General features: G+C 71.1%; 14 protein-coding genes and 1 riboswitch. Of the genes, 6 read left to right on the top strand and 8 right to left on the bottom strand.

The features are described 5' to 3' along the window. Positions 1 to 257 precede the first annotated feature (257 nt). Complete coding sequence (locus ACFYWS_RS21290) at positions 258 to 1,427, top strand: steroid 3-ketoacyl-CoA thiolase (protein WP_389278746.1); 1,170 nt, start codon at positions 258 to 260, stop codon at positions 1,425 to 1,427. A 184-nt stretch (positions 1,428 to 1,611) separates the two neighbouring features. On the opposite strand, the gene ACFYWS_RS21295 is transcribed toward ACFYWS_RS21290, so the two are convergent. The 7 genes from ACFYWS_RS21295 to ACFYWS_RS21325 form a co-directional block, all read right to left on the bottom strand. Next, on the bottom strand, positions 1,612 to 2,022 hold the full coding sequence (locus tag ACFYWS_RS21295) for a transglycosylase SLT domain-containing protein (RefSeq protein WP_389278749.1): 411 nt from the start codon (positions 2,020 to 2,022) through the stop codon (positions 1,612 to 1,614). Positions 2,023 to 2,238: 216 nt separating this feature from the next. Beyond that, positions 2,239 to 3,084: an ECF transporter S component gene (locus ACFYWS_RS21300; RefSeq protein ID WP_389278752.1), complete on the bottom strand. Its 846-nt coding sequence runs from the start codon at positions 3,082 to 3,084 to the stop codon at positions 2,239 to 2,241. Further along, positions 3,081 to 4,709: an ABC transporter ATP-binding protein gene (locus ACFYWS_RS21305; protein WP_389278755.1), complete on the bottom strand. Its 1,629-nt coding sequence runs from the start codon at positions 4,707 to 4,709 to the stop codon at positions 3,081 to 3,083. Before ACFYWS_RS21305 ends, ACFYWS_RS21300 begins: the two co-directional genes overlap by 4 nt. Further along, complete coding sequence (locus ACFYWS_RS21310; protein ID WP_389278758.1) at positions 4,706 to 5,839, bottom strand: energy-coupling factor transporter transmembrane component T; 1,134 nt, start codon at positions 5,837 to 5,839, stop codon at positions 4,706 to 4,708. The genes ACFYWS_RS21305 and ACFYWS_RS21310 overlap by 4 nt, the downstream gene beginning before the upstream one ends. Before the next feature lie 3 nt (positions 5,840 to 5,842). After that, a complete protein-coding gene (locus ACFYWS_RS21315) occupies positions 5,843 to 6,439 on the bottom strand; it encodes an SCO2322 family protein (protein WP_389278867.1) in 597 nt (198 codons plus the stop codon). A gap of 62 nt (positions 6,440 to 6,501) precedes the next feature. Next, a complete protein-coding gene (locus ACFYWS_RS21320) occupies positions 6,502 to 7,740 on the bottom strand; it encodes a prenyltransferase/squalene oxidase repeat-containing protein (protein WP_389278761.1) in 1,239 nt (412 codons plus the stop codon). Positions 7,741 to 7,831: 91 nt separating this feature from the next. Further along, positions 7,832 to 7,935: riboswitch (cobalamin riboswitch) on the bottom strand. A 43-nt stretch (positions 7,936 to 7,978) separates the two neighbouring features. After that, the gene (locus ACFYWS_RS21325) at positions 7,979 to 9,031 is read right to left on the bottom strand and encodes an MBL fold metallo-hydrolase (protein WP_389278764.1); all 1,053 of its coding nucleotides are present in this window, start codon (positions 9,029 to 9,031) and stop codon (positions 7,979 to 7,981) included. A 180-nt stretch (positions 9,032 to 9,211) separates the two neighbouring features. Here ACFYWS_RS21325 and ACFYWS_RS21330 point away from each other — a divergent pair, with 180 nt between their 5' ends. Both ACFYWS_RS21330 and ACFYWS_RS21335 read left to right on the top strand, forming a co-directional pair. Next, positions 9,212 to 10,678, top strand: a complete 1,467-nt coding sequence (locus tag ACFYWS_RS21330; protein ID WP_389278767.1) for an aldehyde dehydrogenase — start codon at positions 9,212 to 9,214, stop codon at positions 10,676 to 10,678. Positions 10,679 to 10,680: 2 nt separating this feature from the next. After that, positions 10,681 to 10,914: a ferredoxin gene (locus tag ACFYWS_RS21335; RefSeq protein ID WP_389278770.1), complete on the top strand. Its 234-nt coding sequence runs from the start codon at positions 10,681 to 10,683 to the stop codon at positions 10,912 to 10,914. A 176-nt stretch (positions 10,915 to 11,090) separates the two neighbouring features. Here the strand turns inward: ACFYWS_RS21335 and ACFYWS_RS21340 are convergent, their stop codons facing one another. Then, positions 11,091 to 11,711: a TetR family transcriptional regulator gene (locus ACFYWS_RS21340; protein WP_389278773.1), complete on the bottom strand. Its 621-nt coding sequence runs from the start codon at positions 11,709 to 11,711 to the stop codon at positions 11,091 to 11,093. A gap of 177 nt (positions 11,712 to 11,888) precedes the next feature. Here ACFYWS_RS21340 and ACFYWS_RS21345 point away from each other — a divergent pair, with 177 nt between their 5' ends. The 3 genes from ACFYWS_RS21345 to ACFYWS_RS21355 are packed head-to-tail and all read left to right on the top strand — an operon-like array spanning position 11,889 to position 15,018. After that, a complete protein-coding gene (locus ACFYWS_RS21345) occupies positions 11,889 to 13,217 on the top strand; it encodes a glycosyltransferase family 4 protein (protein WP_389278776.1) in 1,329 nt (442 codons plus the stop codon). Continuing rightward, on the top strand, positions 13,211 to 13,951 hold the full coding sequence (locus ACFYWS_RS21350; protein ID WP_389278779.1) for a methyltransferase domain-containing protein: 741 nt from the start codon (positions 13,211 to 13,213) through the stop codon (positions 13,949 to 13,951). The genes ACFYWS_RS21345 and ACFYWS_RS21350 overlap by 7 nt, the downstream gene beginning before the upstream one ends. Then, positions 13,948 to 15,018 carry a prenyltransferase gene (locus ACFYWS_RS21355; protein WP_389278782.1) on the top strand — a complete coding sequence of 357 codons (1,071 nt, stop codon included), beginning with the start codon at positions 13,948 to 13,950 and terminating at the stop codon, positions 15,016 to 15,018. Before ACFYWS_RS21350 ends, ACFYWS_RS21355 begins: the two co-directional genes overlap by 4 nt. Positions 15,019 to 15,094: the final 76 nt, after the last annotated feature.

Raw genomic sequence — 15,094 nt, forward strand, 5'->3', positions numbered from 1 at the left:
TGGTGGTCTGACGAACCGTCAGTTCTGGCAGTGAAGGTAATAACGGGTTCTAGAAGTAGCAAGGCCCCCGGTCGTGTCGGTTCGGTGCGATGTGCGTGCACGCCCCTTGCGTACCGGAGGTAAGGGCCCTGAGACTGCAAGCAGAACTGGTACGCGTTCTAGTTTCGTTCGCACGAGGTCCGCGAGGTCCGAGAGGCCTGCGAAGTTCGTCCAGTTCTGGTCGCGCTGGTCCGGGAATCCTGGAGAGGACGTAGGTCATGGCAGCCGAGCCCGTCATCGTCGAAGCCGTACGCACCCCGATCGGCAAGCGCGGCGGCGCGCTGGCCAATCTCCATCCCGCCTATCTACTGGGGGAGACGTATCGCGAACTCCTCGGCCGCACCGGCATCCAGCCGGACTGCGTCGAGCAGATCGTCGGCGGCACGGTCACGCACGCGGGCGAGCAGTCCATGAACCCGGCGCGCACGGCCTGGCTCACCATGGGCCTGCCGTACGAGACGGCCGCGACGACGGTCGACTGTCAGTGCGGCTCGTCGCAGCAGGCCTCGCACATGACCGCGAACATGATCGCGGCGGGCGTCATCGACGTGGGCATCTCGTGCGGTGTCGAGGCGATGTCGCGGGTGCCGCTGGGCTCCGGCTCCAAGCACGGGCCGGGAAAGCCGTTCCCCGACGAGTGGAACGTGGACCTGCCCAACCAGTTCGAGGCCGCGGAACGCATCGCGCGCCGAAGGGAGTTGACCCGGGAGAACGTCGACTCGCTCGGCCTCATATCCCAGGAGCGGGCCGCCACCGCCTGGGCCGAGGAGCGCTTCAAACGCGAGACGTTCGCGGTGCAGGTGCCCACGTCGGAGCAGGAGCAGGCCGCGGGGCAGGGCATGTGGCGGCTCGTCGACCGCGACGAGGGGCTGCGCGACACGAGCATGGAGGGCCTCGCGAAGCTCAAGCCGGTGATGCCGACGGCCGTGCACACGGCGGGCAACTCCTCGCAGATCTCCGACGGGGCCTCCGCCATCATGTGGGCGTCGAAGCGGATGGCGCGGGCGCTGAAGCTGAAGCCGAGGGCGCGGATCGTCGCGCAGGCGCTGGTCGGGGCGGACCCGCACTTCCACCTGGACGGGCCGGTGGATGCGACGCGGGCGGTGCTCGGCAAGGCGGGGATGTCCTTGAAGGACATCGACATCGTCGAGATCAACGAGGCGTTCGCTTCAGTGGTGTTGAGCTGGGCGCAGGTCTTCGAGCAGGACCTGCAGAAGGTGAACGTGAACGGTGGGGCGATTGCTCTTGGTCACCCGGTGGGGGCGACGGGGGCGCGGCTGATCACGTCGGCGTTGCATGAACTGGAGCGCCGGGACAAGGAGTTCGCGCTCATCACGATGTGTGCGGGTGGGGCGCTGTCGACGGGCACGATCATTCAGCGGCTGTAACCGCTCAAGCCCCCGCGGCGATTGAGCGGTGGGGTCCGGGGCAAAGCCCCGCGGCCGCAACCCACACGGGGCTGAAGTCACGGGGCTCCGCCCCGGACCCCGCTGCTCAATCGCCGCAGGGGCTTAAAGGGCTCAACCGCCGCGGGGGCTTAATGGGGGCACCCGCCGCAGGGATGGGGTCGGCTTAGTACCAGCCGTTGGACTGCCAGTGGCTCCACGCGCCGCAGGCGCTGCCGTAGCGGTCGTTCATGTACTTGACGCCCCAGTCGATCTGGGTCTCCGGGTTCGTCTTCCAGTCGGAGCCGGACGACGCCATCTTGTTGGCCGGAAGCGCCTGGACCAGGCCATACGCGCCGGTGGAGGCGTTCGTCGCGTTCGGGTTCCAGCCGCTCTCGTGGGACACGATCTTGTCGAAGCAGCTGAACTGGGCCGAGTTCGAGATCTTCTGCTGGGCGATGGCCTTCGCCGAGCCCGACGTCGACGCGGCCTGGGCCGGGGCCGATGCGAAGAGGAAACCGGTCGTGGCGGCGGCGAGGGTGACGCCGGCGATGGCCTTCTTCGGAGTGGCGATGCGGCGCAGGAGCGTGGCGGTCAAAACGGAACCTTCCGTGGGAGGCAGGGAGTCGCAGGGCGTGGTGCCTTGCGGTTGCTCCACAGAAACAAAGACCGACAGGTGGATGCAATGTGCCCCTTTACTAAGCAAAGTCGGACTCTGAGCCATGTGAGGCAAATGTCCGTTGTGTGACAAAGGGGAGGCGTACGTAGGGTCTACGGTCCCGCCTAGTACGTGACGTGGGTCATGTGCGTGGCTTCACGCCTGCGGGTCGTCGAATGTGACCTGGGCCTCGAAGGCGGCCCGCCGAGTGGCCCGGCGCAGCGCCTTGAGGACGGCGCCGCCGACGGCCAGCGTCAGGACCACGGTGAGCGCGGCGCGCCCCAGGTCCCAGCCGAGCGAGGTGGCCGCGCAGTAGGCGAGGAAACGGGCCAGGTTCTCGTGCAGCGCCGCGTCCGGCTGGTACGCCACGGAGGAGGCCAGCGCGTTCATGAACGGCCAGCCCGCGAGATTCATGATCGTGCCGTACGCGAACGCGGCGAGGAAACCGTAGGCGGCGAGCATGAGGCGCTCGGCCCGGCCGCGCAGCGACCAGGCGCCCGGCAGCAGCCCCGCGCCCATCGTGAACCAGCCCATCGACAGCATCTGGAACGGCATCCAGGGACCTACGCCCCCGGTCAGCAGCGCCGAGGTGAACATGCTGAGCGAGCCGAGGACGAAGCCGAAGCCGGGACCGAGGACCCGGCCGCTCAGCACCATCAGGAAGAACATCGGCTCCAGGCCGGCCGTCCCCGCGCCGATGGGCCGCAGGGCCGCCCCCGCGGCGGCCAGCACGCCGAGCATCGCCACCGCCTTGGGGCCCATGCCGGACTCCGAGATCGTGGCCGCGACCACGGCGACCAGCAGCACGAGCAGCGCCGCGAACAGCCAGGGCGCGTCCTGCGCGTGCGCGTTCACCTGGGACCCGGGACCGGTGATCAGCGGCCAGCCGATGCCGACCACGCCCACGGCGCTGACCAGGAGCAGGGCGGCGATGGAGCGGGGGCCCAGGCGTACGGGGTTCGCCCTGCCTGTGCTGGGTGGTGGCGTCGTGGTCCCCGTCACGCCAGGGCCGCCTTTACCTCGGAGACCGTGAGCCAGCGCTGCGGCGCCAGGATCTTCGCGACCTGCGGGGCGAAGGACGGGGACGACGTGACGATGTCGGGCGTGGGGCCGTCCGCCACGATCTCGCCGTCCGCGAGGATCGCCACGCGGTGGGTCAGCTCGGCCGCCAGTTCCACGTCGTGCGTCGCCATGACGATGGCGTGGCCCTCGGCCGCGAGCTTCCGCAGGATCGCGACGAGGCGGGACTTGGCCGCGTAGTCCAGGCCGCGGGTCGGCTCGTCGAGGAGGAGGAGCGGCGGGGCCGCCGTCAGCACGATCGCCAGGGCCAGGGTGAGGCGCTGGCCCTCGGAGAGGTCGCGGGGGTGGGTGGCGTCGGAGATGCCGGGGAGCAGGTCGGTGAGCAGGCCGCGGCAGGTGCCGGGTGCGGCGTTCGCGTCCTTGTCCGCCGCGGTGCACTCCGCTGCCACGGTGTCCGCGCAGAGCAGGTCGCGGGGTTCCTGGGGGACGAGGCCCACCTTGCGGATGAGGTCGCGGGGGGTGGTCTTGTGGGGCGTGGCTCCGCCGACCGTGACCGTGCCGGAGGTCGGCTTGATCAGTCCGACCAGGGTCGAGAGCAGGGTGGATTTTCCGGCGCCGTTGCGGCCCATCAGGGCGAGCACCTCGCCGGTGGTGACCTGGAGGGTGATGTGGCGGAGGGCCTCGGTGCGGCCTCTGCGTACGCCCAGGGTCTTCGTTGCGGCCAGAGTGGTTGCGGTCGCGGGGCGCTGCCCCGGACCCCGCGGGCTCTCGTCCCAGAGCGGGGCTGTCCTTTCGCTGAGTTGCGCTCGTAGGCCCCCCGCCGCCCGCCTCGCGTTTCTGACCGTCAAGGGGAGCGGGTCCCAGCCCGCCAAGCGGCCCAGGCCCACCACCGGTGGGTATACCGGTGACACCGCCATGACGTCCGCCGGGGCGCCCACCCGCAACGGCTCGCCCGGGCCCGGCAGCAGCGCCACCTGATCCGCGTACTGGATGACCCGCTCCAGCCTGTGTTCGGCCATCAGGACCGTGGTTCCCAGGTCGTGGACCAGGCGTTGCAGGACCGAGAGGACTTCCTCCGCCGCCGCCGGGTCGAGGGCGGACGTCGGTTCGTCGAGGACGAGGACCTGGGGGTGCGGGGTGAGGACGGAGCCGATCGCGACGCGCTGCTGCTGGCCGCCGGAGAGCGTGGAGATGGGGCGGTCGCGCAGGTCGGCGAGGCCGAGGAGGTCGAGGGCCTCCTCCACGCGACGGCGCATGACCGGTGGGCTCAGGCCCAACGACTCCATGCCGTAAGCGAGTTCGTCCTCGACCGTGTCCGTCACGAAGTGCGCGAGCGGGTCCTGGCCCACCGTGCCGACGACGTCGGCGAGTTCGCGCGGCTTGTGCGTACGGGTGTCCCGTCCCGCCACCGTGACCCGCCCGGCCAGCGTGCCTCCGGTGAAGTGCGGAACGAGCCCGCTCACCGCTCCGAGCAGCGTCGACTTGCCGACCCCGGACGGTCCGGCGAGGAGCATCAACTCGCCCTCGGGTACGTGGAGTTGGATGCCGTGGACGGTGGGCGTCTGCGCGCCGTCGTACGTCACGGAGACGTCTTCGAAGCGGATCATGACGACGACGCCTCCGTCGGCTTGTCGGGAACGGGCTTGTCGGGAACGGGTGCGATGAAGGCCGGGAGCAGGCCGAGCAGGATGCCCGCCGCCGGCCACAGCGGCAGCTCCGGGGCCGCGAGCGGGACCACCGGCGGCTGGAGGGCCGCCGGGTCCTGCGTTCCGGCCCAGATCATCGCCGCCGCGGCTGTCGCCCCCGACGCCGCGACCAGCCAGGCCCGTACACCCCACACATCGGGCCGGTAGCGGGTGCGGACCGTGCGCCGGCCGCCGAGCCAGAGCCCGCCGAGCGCGGCGGCCACCCCCGCGAGCAGCACCGGAAGGCCGTACCCGGAGCCGGAGGCCGCCAGCAGCCCGTACGTTCCCGCGCACACGCCGATGAGGCCGCCCAGCGTGAGCGCGGCCGTGGCGCGGCGGACGGCGGGCGGCACCTCGGCGGTGCGGCCGTAGCCGCGCGCGTCCATCGCGGCGGCAAGCGAGACCGAGCGCTCCAACGCGCCCTCCAGGACCGGGAGGCCGACCTGGAGCAGTCCGCGCAGGCCGCTGTCCGGGCGGCCGCGCAGCCGTCGCGCCGCCCGCAGCCTGCGGACGTCCGCGACCAGGTTCGGGGCGAACGTCATCGCCACGACGACCGCGACCCCGGCCTCGTACAGTGCGCCCGGCAGCGACTTGAGCAGCCGGGACGGGGACGCGAGCGCGTTCGCGGCGCCCACGCAGATGAGGAGCGTGGCCAGCTTCAGGCCGTCGTACAGCGCGAAGACGAGGCCTTCGAGGGTGACCGGGCCGCCGATCCGCACCCCCTGCGCCCAGTCCGGCAGCGGCATTTCGGGCAGCGTGAACAGGAGGTGCGTGCCGGGGATCGCCGAGCCGAGCAGCGTCGCGAAGACAAGCCGGATGCTGAGCACGGCAAGGGCCAGCTTCACGAACGCCCCGTACGAACGCGCCCACGGCGCCTCGGTGCGGCGCGCCGCCACGACGTACCCGGCGACGCCGATCAGCAGCGCGAGCAGCAGCGGGTTCGTGGTGCGGGACGCGGCCGTGCCGAGGCCGAGCGCCCAGATCCACCAGGCGCCCGGGTGCAGGGAGTTGGAGCGGTGCGCGCGAGGGGCGCGGAGCTGGGAGGCGGTCATGCGTCAGTTGCGGCGGCGTCGGGCCTGCACGCCCGCCGCGACACCGAGCACGACGACCACGGCGATGCCCGCGATGAGCCCGACGGAGGGGCCGTCGTCCGAACCGGAGTCGGCCGGCTGTGAGGCTGCCTTGTCGGTCTTCCCCGACACCTGCTCGCCGCAGCCCGACTTCGGGTACCCCGAGATCGCGCACAGCATCGCGCTGCTGTCGTAGCGCAGCGGCTTCGCGACGGCGGCGAGCGCGTCGGCGCTCGTCGCGTCCTCGGCCACCTGCGCGCACGCGGTACGCGGCTTCGGCGGGGTCTCGCCGGACGGGGCGTCGGCCGCCGTGCCGAAGTCGATGACGAGCGCGACGCGCTTCTTGCCGTCCTTGGCGGGGGTGTCCTCGCAGATCCCGTCGAAGTCGGCGGCGCCGCGCGGCTGGGTCGCGTCCTTCGAGTCCGCGCTCACCGCGAACCGGAAGCCTTGCACGTCCCCGTCCGACGGCTTGGCCTGCGAGGGACCCGCCGTCGCGTACGTCCACGTTTCCTTGGAGGCGCTGTCCCGGTCCCAGAACGACCAGTACCGGTACCCGGCCGCCTGCGCGGGGGCGACGGTCATGGCCAGCAGCACGACGAGCAGTCCGAGAACGAGCCCGCCGAGCCCGGCCGACCTGCGCGCGGTCACAGCTGCTGCTTCTTGCGGCCGCTGAGCAGGAAACCGGCGCCCACGGCGGCGATGAACATCACGCCGATGATCCACCAGTTGGCGCCGCCACCGCCGTCGTCCTTCTTCTCGTCCGAGTCCGAAGCGTCCGAAGCGGAGGACTTGGTGGAGGCGGGCTCCGGGCCCGTCTTGTTCAGCGCGCTCACCAGGTCGGTCCCGCCGAAGTCGCGCGGGTCGTTGCCGGTGGCGTGCGCCGCGAAGATCAGCTCGGCGTAGGCGGCGGGCCCGGTCTGTGCGGCCCAGCCCTTCGCGTTCTTCTCCAGCCAGCTGTACGAGTCCTTCGTGGCCTTGATGCCCTCGGCCGCGGCGACGGCGGTGACCGCGTCGGCGGTGTTGCCGTAGTCGGGCTTGTCGGTGGCGCCGGCCAGCTGGGACTTCAGGTAGAGGTGGGTGTCGAGCTGGTTCTGGAGATAGACGGCGCCGTTGTGCGCCACGGCCTCCGTGCTCTTGCCGTCCTCGCAGGTGTACGTGTCCGGGGCCTTGCCCTTGTCCGGCGCGAAGCCGGTGCCGAGGGCGCCGAGCACACCGGCGGCGGTGGCGTCGGCGTTCGCGGCGAGCTCGCCCTTCTTGTCCGGCTGGTAGGCGAGGGCGCCGCCGTCCTTGCCCTTGGAGCAGGGGAGGGCGAGCGAGGCGAGGGCGTCGGCGCCGCTCTTCCCCTTGCCCGACTTCACCTCGGACGGCTTCTCACCGGCCGCGGCCAGCGCGCCGATGGCGACGGACGTCGAGTTCGCGTCGCTGTCCATGCCGAGGCTGTAGCCCCAGCCGCCGTCGGCGTTCTGGCTCTTCTTCAGCCGGTCGACGCCCTTGGCGACCTCGCCGTCCCGGCCGCCGACGGTGGCGAGCGCCTGGACGGCGGCCGCCGTGGCGTTGCTGTCGATCTTGGTTTTGGTGTCGCAGGGCTTGGTGGGCTCGGCGCGGAAGGCGGCGAAGCCGCCGTTCTCGCACTGCTGCCCGGCCAGCCAGTCGACGGCCTTCTGAGCGGGCTTCACGCCCGCCGTGTCCTGCGCGACGAGCGCGAGGGACTGCCGCCAGACTCCGTCGAACGTGGGGTCGCCCTTGCCGTAGAGGCCGGAAGGGACGACCGACTTCGGCGAGGGGGAGGCACTGTCCGCGTCGTCCGCGGCCGCGGCCTGCGCGCCCATGGCGCCGATCGCGACGGTCGCGGCGACGAGCGCGGCGCTTCGGCGAATGTTCATGGTGGGGCGGGTGCCTCTCCCTGCGGGGAGCGGGGCGGCGCGGCACACGGAGGTACCGGGCGGCTCCGGCTCCGTATTCCTCGACGGTCCTGAGCCGAGCAGGTACGTACGAGGCATTCCGGCTGTGACGGTTGCGGGTCAGCGCCGGATTTGCACCGGCTTTCCCTCGTACGTACGTACTGACGACGTCTTTACTGTACCCGGCACGGCGGTTCCGACCGCGGGGGCAGGTCAGGCCCTAGTGCGGGCTCGACTGGTACGTCACCGGGTCGCTGCCCGAGACCTGTTCCACCCGGCCCGTCTTCTGGAGGCGGCGCAGGTGGGCCTCGGCCTCCGACACCGCGATGGTCCGTGATCCGTAGGGGATCTGGGCCCACGGGCGGTTCCACTCCATGCGCTCGGCGAGCTGCCACGGGGTGAGGGGGGAGGCGAGGAGGGTGAGCAGGCCGGTCAGGCGCTCCTCGTGGTGGTCCAGCAGCTCGCCCACGCGCGCCGGGGCGTCGGTGAACGTGTGCTGGTGAGCCGGGAGGACCTCCGCCGGGTCGAGCCGCCCCACGCGCTCCAGCGAGTCGAGGTAGTCGCCGAGCGGGTCCGTGACCGTGGCGTCGTCGGGGTCCTCGTACAGGCCGATGTGCGGGGTGATGCCGGGCAGCATGTGGTCGCCGGAGAACAGCCGGCCGTTGCCCGCGCGGCCCGACGGGTGCTCCTCCTCCAGGTGCAGACATACGTGGCCGGGGGTGTGCCCCGGCGTCCAGATCGCGCGCAGCCTGCGGCCCGGCAGGTCGAGGAGGTCGCCGGGGGTGATCATGCGGTCGGGCAACGCGGGGGCGAAGCCCGGCAGTTGGCGCGGCTTCCCGGAGTCGCGGGCCGCGATCAGCGGGGCGATGTGCTCCTCGGGAGCGCCGGCCGCGACCAGCTTCGCCACCATGAACGCGTACCAGCGCGCCGGCTTGTTCTCCCGGGTGCGCCGGACGACGGCCACGTCCGCCTCGTGCATCGCGAGCCAGGCGCCCGACGCCTCCCGCACCTTCGCCGACAGGCCGTGGTGGTCCGGGTGGTGATGGGTGATCAGGACACCGGTCAGGTCCTCGACGCTCGTTCCGCAGGCGGTCAGCCCTGTGGTCAGCGCGTCCCAGGACGTCGGGTCGTCCCAGCCCGTGTCGATGAGGACGGGTCCCGCGTCGGTGTCGACCAGGTAGACGAGGGTGTAGCCGAGCGGGTTGTCGGGGATCGGCACACGAATGCTGTGCACGCCCCCGCTGTGGTCGGTCACCTGCGTCGCCTCTGTCATCGGACACCCTCCGCCGCTCCAGCCGAACTGCCGCCACTGTACGGGAACTTGTAGAACTCGTTTCAATGGTCGCCCGGGCGAACCGTATCCGCGAGGACGCCACCACCCTTCCGGATCGCAACTAGAACTGGTATCAGTTCTGAAACACCGTCAGAAATGTCGTGCGTGAGGATGCCAGCCATGACCGAGCTCGTGGAATACGGACAGCTGTTCATCGGCGGGGAGTTGACCGACCCCCTCGGCAAGGACGTCATCGAGGTGGTCTCCCCGCACACCGGAGAGGTCTTCGGGCGGGTGCCGCACGCCGCGCCCGCCGATGTCGACCGCGCCGTGGCCGTCGCCCGCCGCGCCTTCGAGGACGGCCCCTGGCCGCGGATGAGCCTCGACGAGCGCATCGAGGTCATCACGAAGATCAAGGACGCTTTCGCGGTCCGGCACGAGGAGATCGCCCGCGTCATCAGCAGCGAGAACGGCACGCCGTACACCTCGGGCGTCATGGTGCAGGCCCTCGCCGCGATGATGGTCTGGGACTCCGCGATCAACGTCGCCCGCGGCTTCACGTACGAGGAGACGCGCGACGGCGCCCTCGGCAAGCTCCTCGTGCGGCGCGAGCCGGTGGGAGTGGTCGCGGCCATCGTTCCGTGGAACGTCCCGCAGTTCACCGCCGCCGCGAAGCTCGCGCCCGCGCTGCTCGCCGGGAACCCGGTGATCCTCAAGACCTCGCCGGAGACACCGCTCGACGCGTATCTGCTCGCCGAGATAGCCACGGAAGCGGGGCTCCCGGAGGGCGTGCTCTCCATCCTCCCCGCCGACCGCGAGGTCAGCGAGTACCTGGTCGGGCACCCCGGTGTCGACAAGGTCTCCTTCACCGGGTCCGTCGCCGCGGGCAAGCGCGTCATGGAGGTCGCCTCGCGCAACCTCACCCGCGTCACCCTCGAGCTCGGCGGCAAGTCCGCGGCCGTCATCCTGGAGGACGCCGACGCGGGCGCCGCGGTCTCCGGCATCGTCCCGTTCGCCTGGATGATCAACGGCCAGGCCTGCGTGGCGCAGACCCGCATCCTCGTCCCGCGCTCACGCTACGACGAGTTCGCCGACGCCTTCTCCACGGCGGCCTCGTCGCTCAAGGTCGGCGACCCGCTCGACCCGGCCACCGAACTCGGCCCGCTCGTCGCGAAGCGCCAGCAGCAACGCTCCCTCGACTACATCCGCATCGGCCAGCAGGAAGGCGCCAAGATCCTCACGGGCGGCGGCGTCCCCAAGGGCTTCGAACAGGGCTGGTACGTCGAGCCGACGCTCTTCGGTGACGTCGACAACTCCATGCGCATCGCCCGCGAGGAGATCTTCGGCCCGGTCATCTGCCTGCTCCCGTACGGCGACGAGGCCGAGGCCATCAAGATCGCCAACGACTCCGACTACGGCCTCAGCGGCAGCGTCTGGACCGCCGACACCGCGCACGGCGTCGACATCGCGCGCCAGGTGCGTACGGGCACGTACAGCGTGAACACGTTCAGCCTCGACATGCTCGGGCCGTTCGGCGGCTACAAGAACTCCGGTCTCGGGCGGGAGTTCGGGCCCGAGGGGTACGGCGAGTACTTCGAGCACAAGATGATCCATCTGCCCGCGGGCTACGAGCCGGAGGCGAACTGAGCATGGGTGACCGGTGGCATGTCGAGGTCGACCGGAGCGTGTGCATCGGCTCTGCGATGTGTGTGAACGCCGCGCCGGACGGGTTCCGGCTCGACACGGCGCGGCAGTCGCATCCGGTGGACCCGGAGTCCGACGCCAACGAGAAGGTGCTGGCGGCGGCGGAGGGCTGCCCCGTCGAGGCGATTACGCTCGCGCTGGCGGACACGGGGGAGGTCGTCTTCCCTCCGGAGGACTGATCCGCGGCCCGCACCGTGGTTGCGCTCCCGGGGCTCCGCCCCGGACCCCGCTGCTCAATCGCCGCAGGGGCTTGAAATACCAAGCCCCGCCAGCGGCGATTGGGCAAATCAAGCCCCGCCGGCGATTGAGGCGCGGGGTCCGGGGCAGAGCCCCGAGGCCGCAACCACGGTGCGGGTCAGGGCTGGCGGGGAGCGGCCAGGTCGATCAATCGGCACACCATCTCGATGTCGATTTTGACCTGGGCGATGGAGGCCCGGCCGGAGAGCCACGTGATCAGCGCGGAGTGCCACGTGTGCTCGATGACCCGCACCGCCGACAACTGCTCCGGAGTCGGATCATCGAGCTCCATCGCGTCAAGAATGATCGCGGTGGTCTGCCGGGACACCTGGTCGACCTCCGGGCTCACACTGCGGTCCGCGAAGGTCAGCGCCCGCACCATCGCGTCCGCGAGATGCGGCTCCCGCTGAAGCGCGCGGAAGGCCCGCATCAGCGTCTCGGCCACCCGCTCGGCCGGGGAGTCGCCGGACGGCGGCCGCTTACGGACCGTCGTGTGCATGTGCTGGAGCTGGTCCTGCATCGTGGCGACCAGGAGGTGCACCTTGCTCGGGAAGTAGCGGTACAGCGTGCCGAGCGCGACCTGGGACGACTCGGCGACCTCCCGCATCTGCACCGCGTCGAAGCCGCCGCGGGAGGCGAGCTGCGCGCTCGCGTGCAGGATCCGGCGGCGCCTGGCCTCCTGACGCTCGGTGAGCGCGGGGGTCGTGCGGGTGGTGGTTCTCGCGTCCGGAGCTGTCATCAGAAAGCTTTCCGTGTCCCGTGGAGCCCGCCGTGGCGTGAATCACCTGATCCACCTCTCACGGTCCGGCTACCAGCCGGTAGATTCGATGCTCTTGAACGATCAAGTCTGAAACTTGTTCTAGATTAGCGTCCCCACGTAGTGTCCACGGGCAAGCAGGAAGAAGGGTGGCCTGGAGTGACCGCGGAGTCGTTGCGTATCGCTCTCCTCACGTACAAAGGCAACCCGTTCTGCGGTGGTCAGGGCGTATATGTCCGACACCTCTCGCGGGAGCTGGTCCGGCTCGGACACCGCGTCGAGGTCATCGGCTCCCAGCCGTACCCCGTGCTCGACGAAAGTGAGGAGCTGGCGGGGCTCTCGCTGACCGAGCTGCCGAGCCTCGACCTGTACCGCAGCCCCGACCCCTTTCGTACACCCAAGCGCGACGAGTACCGCGACTGGGTCGACGCTCTTGAGGTCGGCACCATGTGGACCGGCGGCTTTCCCGAGCCGCTGACGTTCTCGCTGCGCGCCCGCCGCCATCTGCGGGCAAGACGCGGCGAGTTCGACGTCGTGCACGACAACCAGACGCTCGGGTACGGGCTGTTGGGGGATGTCGGCGGCCCGCTCGTCACCACCATCCACCACCCGATCACCGTGGACCGGCAGCTGGAGCTGGACGCCGCCGAGAACTGGCGGCAGCGGATGTCCAAGCGCCGCTGGTACGCGTTCACGCGCATGCAGAAACGGGTCGCGCGCCGGCTGCCGTCCGTGGTCACCGTCTCCGGCACGTCCCGCGACGAGATCGTCCAGCACCTGGGCGTGCGTCCCGGGCGGATCAACGTCGTGCACATCGGCGCCGACACCGACCTGTTCTCGCCGAACCCCGCCGTCCCGGAGGTGCCGGGCCGGATCGTGACGACCTCCAGCGCCGACGTACCGCTCAAGGGCCTCGTCTTCCTCGTCGAGGCGCTCGCCAAGGTGCGGGCCGAGCAGCCGGACGCGCACCTGGTGGTCGTCGGCAAGCGGCCCGAGGAGGGCCCCGTCGCGCAGGCCATCACGCGCTACGGGCTCGAAGGGGCCGTCCAGTTCGTCAAGGGCATCAGCGACCAGGAGCTCGTCGACCTCGTGCGCTCGGCGCAGGTCGCCTGCGTGCCCTCCCTCTACGAGGGTTTCTCGCTGCCCGCCGCCGAGGCCATGGCCACCGGCACCCCGCTCGTCGCCACCACCGGCGGCGCGATCCCCGAGGTCGCGGGCCGCGACGGCGAGACCTGCCTCGCCGTGCCGACCGGCGACCCCGGCGCGCTCGCCGCGGCCATCGGCCGGTTGCTCGGCGACCGTGAACTGCGCGCCCGGCTCGGCGCGGACGGCCGCGCCCGCGTCCTGGAACGCTTCACGTGGGCGCGCGCCGCACAGGGCACCGCCGAGCTCTACCGCGAGGCGATGGGGTCCGCGCCGCGGCCGGACCGCCCCGCACGCACCGAAGTTGTCACCGAAACCCCCCAGGAAAGCAGGGCCACGTGCTGACCGTCGACTTCACCCGTTTCCCGCTCGCCGCGGGCGACCGCGTCCTCGATCTCGGGTGCGGGGCCGGACGGCACGCGTTCGAGTGCTACCGGCGCGGGGCGCGGGTCGTGGCCCTCGACCAGAACAAGGAAGAGATCGCCGAGGTCGCCAAGTGGTTCGCCGCGATGAAGGAGGCCGGCGAGGCCCCCGCGGGCGCCACCGCGACGGCGATGGAGGGTGACGCGCTCCAACTCCCCTTCCCCGACGAGTCGTTCGACGTCGTCATCATCAGTGAGGTCATGGAGCACATCCCCGACGACAAGGGGGTGCTCGCCGAGATGGTGCGCGTGCTGAAGCCGGGCGGCCGGATCGCGGTCACCGTGCCGCGCTACGGCCCCGAGAAGGTCTGCTGGGCGCTCTCCGACGCGTACCACGAGGTCGAGGGCGGTCACATCCGCATCTACAAGGCCGACGAACTCCTCGGCCGGATGCGCGAGGCGGGCCTCAAGCCGTACGGCACGCATCACGCGCACGCGCTGCACGCGCCGTACTGGTGGCTCAAGTGCGCCTTCGGCGTCGACAACGACAAGGCGCTGCCGGTGAAGGCGTACCACAAGCTCCTGGTCTGGGACATCATGAAGAAGCCCGCGCTCACGCGGGTCGCCGAGGGACTCCTCAACCCCGTCGTCGGCAAGAGCTTCGTCGCGTACGCCACGAAGCCGCACCTGCCGAAGGCCGACGGGGCCGCTGAGTGAGCAGCCCCGAGCGGACCGAACTCCTCGTACTCCCCGGTGTGCTGACGGCGGATCAGGCCGCGCAGACCGTCGCCGGGATACTCGCGGTGCAGCGCGCCGACGGGGCCGTCCCGTGGTTCCGCGGCCACCACCTCGACCCGTGGGACCACACCGAGGCCGCCATGGCGCTCGACGTGGCCGGTGAGCACGAGGCCGCCGAGCGCGCCTACGAGTGGCTGGCCAGGAACCAGGGCGAGGACGGCTCCTGGTACGCCGCCTACCGCGACGGCGACCCGGACGACGTGACGGACCGCGGCCGCGAGTCCAACTTCGTCGCGTACATCGCCGTCGGCGTCTGGCACCACTATCTCTCCACCGGCGACGACGCGTTCCTCGACCGCATGTGGCCCGCCGTGCGCGCGGCCGTCGAGTTCGTGCTCCGCCTCCAGCAGCCCGGAGGCCAGATCGGCTGGAAGCGCGAGCCCGACGGCACGCCTGTCAACGACGCGCTCCTCACGGGCAGTTCGTCCATCCACCACGCGCTGCGCTGCGCGCTCGCCATCGCCGACCAGCTCGAAGAGCCGCAGCCCGACTGGGAGTTGGCGCTCGGCGCACTCGGCCACGCCATCCGCAGCCACCCCGAACGGTTCCTCGACAAGGGCCGCTACTCGATGGACTGGTACTACCCGGTCCTCGGCGGCGCCGTGCGCGGAGCCGAGGCGAAGGCCCGCATCCGGGCCAACTGGGACACGTTCGTCGTCCCCGGACTCGGCGTGCGCTGCGTGGTGCCCAACCCCTGGGTGACCGGCGGCGAGAGCGCCGAACTCGCCCTCGCGCTCTGGGTGATGGGCGATTCCGACTGGGCGCTGGAGATCCTCCAGGACATCCAGCACCTGCGCGACCCGAAGACCGGCCTGTACTGGACGGGCTACGTCTTCGACGACAAGGCGATCTGGCCGGAGGAACTGACCACGTGGACCGCGGGCTCCGTGCTGCTCGCGGTCGCGGCCCTCGGCGGCGACGAAGCCACGTGCTCCGTGTTCGGCGGCGACATGCTGCCGACGGGCGTCGAACCGGACTGCTGCTAGTACCGGCGCAGCCGGTTGGCGATCGCGTGGCCCACAAACAGGTACACGACGGCCGCGAGGCTGTAGCCGGCGACGA

Origin of the sequence: Streptomyces sp. NPDC002795, from assembly GCF_042888725.1 — a bacterium.
GTDB lineage: Bacteria > Actinomycetota > Actinomycetes > Streptomycetales > Streptomycetaceae > Streptomyces.

Coding starts and splice junctions, on each gene's coding strand:
- ACFYWS_RS21290 (WP_389278746.1), top strand. CDS start 258: ATGGCAGCCGAGCCCGTCATCGTCGAAGCCGTACGCACCCCGATCGGC.
- ACFYWS_RS21305 (WP_389278755.1), bottom strand. CDS start 4,709: ATGATCCGCTTCGAAGACGTCTCCGTGACGTACGACGGCGCGCAGACG.
- ACFYWS_RS21310 (WP_389278758.1), bottom strand. CDS start 5,839: ATGACCGCCTCCCAGCTCCGCGCCCCTCGCGCGCACCGCTCCAACTCC.
- ACFYWS_RS21315 (WP_389278867.1), bottom strand. CDS start 6,439: ATGACCGTCGCCCCCGCGCAGGCGGCCGGGTACCGGTACTGGTCGTTC.
- ACFYWS_RS21320 (WP_389278761.1), bottom strand. CDS start 7,740: ATGAACATTCGCCGAAGCGCCGCGCTCGTCGCCGCGACCGTCGCGATC.
- ACFYWS_RS21325 (WP_389278764.1), bottom strand. CDS start 9,031: ATGACAGAGGCGACGCAGGTGACCGACCACAGCGGGGGCGTGCACAGC.
- ACFYWS_RS21330 (WP_389278767.1), top strand. CDS start 9,212: ATGACCGAGCTCGTGGAATACGGACAGCTGTTCATCGGCGGGGAGTTG.
- ACFYWS_RS21335 (WP_389278770.1), top strand. CDS start 10,681: ATGGGTGACCGGTGGCATGTCGAGGTCGACCGGAGCGTGTGCATCGGC.
- ACFYWS_RS21340 (WP_389278773.1), bottom strand. CDS start 11,711: ATGACAGCTCCGGACGCGAGAACCACCACCCGCACGACCCCCGCGCTC.